At 34.3% G+C, this 2,645-nt stretch carries 1 protein-coding gene and 1 pseudogene; both read left to right on the forward strand.

The genetic code is table 11. From position 1 onward, the window contains the following. A partial coding sequence (locus DIU01_RS03965) for a methylmalonyl-CoA mutase family protein (RefSeq protein WP_290831950.1) occupies positions 1 to 2,218 on the forward strand: 2,218 nt, incomplete at its 5' end. A 119-nt stretch (positions 2,219 to 2,337) separates the two neighbouring features. Continuing rightward, positions 2,338 to 2,645: pseudogene (locus DIU01_RS03970) on the forward strand (hypothetical protein); the annotation flags it as partial.

Below are 2,645 nucleotides of genomic sequence, written 5' to 3' on the forward strand. Positions count from 1 at the left end.
GACTGGAGCCGATTTAAAATCTACTTTCGAAATCACACGTGAAATGAGCGAGAAAATTTTCGTAATTCCGCCTCACAGAACGCGTTATTTATCTGAAATCGCAGAAAATAATAGAAAATACGACGAAATTGCACTTTCTCAAGTTGAAGTTGCCCAAAAATTATACGGAATCTATAAAACCATTGAAACCGTTTTTGGAAGTAAACCAACATTGACAAAAGCTGGAATTGAAGAAACAATTCTACAATCAAAAGATGAAAATAGAAACGAATTTTTAAATCTTTTGGTAAAAGAATTCGACCGTGTAAAAATGAATTTAGATCCCTACAATTGGGAAGTGATTCTTACTTGGGATGAAAAAGTAGCCAAATATAAAAATCCGTTTTATAGTTTTAAAGTCCGTGATAAGGAAATTAAAATTGCTACGCACACAGAAAGTTTATCACATTCTCAAATTCCGAAAATCTCGTTACCAAAATACCAAGCTTGGGGTGATATTTTAAAATGGAATTTACAAGAAAATGTACCTGGAGAATTTCCTTTCGCATCTGGATTGTATCCATTTAAGCGTGAAGGAGAAGACCCAAGCCGAATGTTTGCTGGTGAAGGTGGACCAGAACGTACCAATAAACGTTTTCATTATGTTTCTGCTGGATTGCCTGCAAAACGTCTTTCTACAGCTTTTGACTCAGTAACATTATACGGAAATGATCCACATATTCGTCCTGATATTTATGGAAAAATCGGTAATGCCGGAGTTTCTATTTGTTGTCTTGATGATGCTAAAAAATTATATTCAGGTTTCGATTTGAGTCATCCTTTAACTTCGGTTTCGATGACGATAAATGGTCCGGCACCAATGTTACTTGGGTTTTTCATGAATGCTGCAATCGATCAGAATTGTGAAAAATACATCGTTGAAAACAATCTTCAAGTAGAAGTAGAAGAAAAAATAAACGAGATCTATAAGAATAAAGGAACTATCCGACCAAAATACCAAGGCGATTTACCAGAAGGAAATAATGGTTTAGGTTTGATGCTTTTAGGAGTTACCGGTGACCAAGTTTTACCTTTAGATGTTTATAATGATATCAAAATTAAAACTTTAGCTCAAGTTCGTGGAACGGTTCAAGCCGATATTTTAAAGGAAGATCAAGCTCAGAATACTTGCATTTTCTCTACAGAATTTGCTCTTCGATTGATGGGTGACGTTCAAGAATATTTCATCAAACAAAATGTTCGTAATTTTTATTCGGTTTCAATTTCTGGATATCATATCGCAGAAGCTGGAGCAAATCCAATTACGCAATTGGCTTTCACACTTTCTAATGGTTTCACTTACGTGGAATATTATTTAAGTCGCGGCATGAACATCAATGATTTTGGACCAAATTTATCGTTCTTTTTCTCTAATGGAATCGATCCAGAGTATGCTGTGATTGGCCGTGTGGCGCGTAAAATTTGGGCGAAAGCCATGAAAAATAAATATGGTGCCAACGAAAGAGCCCAAATGTTGAAATACCATATTCAAACATCTGGTCGTTCGTTACACGCACAAGAAATTGATTTTAATGATATTCGTACGACTTTACAAGCTTTATACGCAATTTACGATAACTGTAACTCGCTACATACGAATGCTTACGACGAAGCGATTACAACTCCAACAGAGGAATCTGTTCGTAGAGCAATGGCGATTCAGTTGATTATTAATAAGGAATTAGGTTTGGCGAAAAACGAAAATCCAATTCAAGGTTCATTCATTATTGAGGAATTAACCGATTTAGTAGAAGATGCAGTTTTACAAGAATTTGATAGAATTACAGAACGTGGAGGAGTTTTAGGTGCAATGGAAACAATGTACCAAAGAAGTAAAATTCAAGAAGAATCATTGTATTATGAAACCTTGAAACATACTGGAGAATTCCCAATTATTGGTGTAAATACGTTCTTAAGTTCTAAAGGTTCGCCTACAGTAATTCCAGCAGAAGTAATTCGTGCAACGGAAGAAGAGAAGCAATATCAAATTGATATGTTAACCAATTTACAAAAAGCAAGTGCTGATAAAGTGGCCGAACATATAGCAATATTGCAAGAAGCGGCTATCAGTAATCAAAATATTTTTGAAAAATTGATGGACGCAACCAAAGTATGTTCATTAGGACAAATCACAAATGGATTGTTTGAAGTTGGTGGACAATATAGAAGAAATATGTAATATTTTTTAATATTACATTCCGTAGAGACGAGGCATTGCCTTGTCTCTTTTTTTTACAATAAATTTTCATTTATAAAAATTTATTCATTATTTAGCATAACAATATAACATTCAACGCCATGCAAGATAAATTTAAAAACAAATACCGCATTCCTTCTACACGATTACAAACCTGGGATTATTCCAAAAATGGTGCCTATTTCATAACCATTTGCACCCAAAATCGAGAACATTTTTTTGGAAACATTCAAAACGGAATGATGCAATTATCCGAAATTGGAAAATTGGCCGAACAATATTGGTTGGAAATTCCAGAACATTTTCCGTTTGTTGAATTGGGGAATTTTGTTGTTATGCCGAATCATTTTCATGGGATATTGATTATTAATAAAATTGATGATTTATCGTTATCCGAATCCGTAGAGAC

Origin of the sequence: Flavobacterium sp., assembly GCF_003525665.1 — a bacterium.
Lineage (GTDB): Bacteria > Bacteroidota > Bacteroidia > Flavobacteriales > Flavobacteriaceae > Flavobacterium.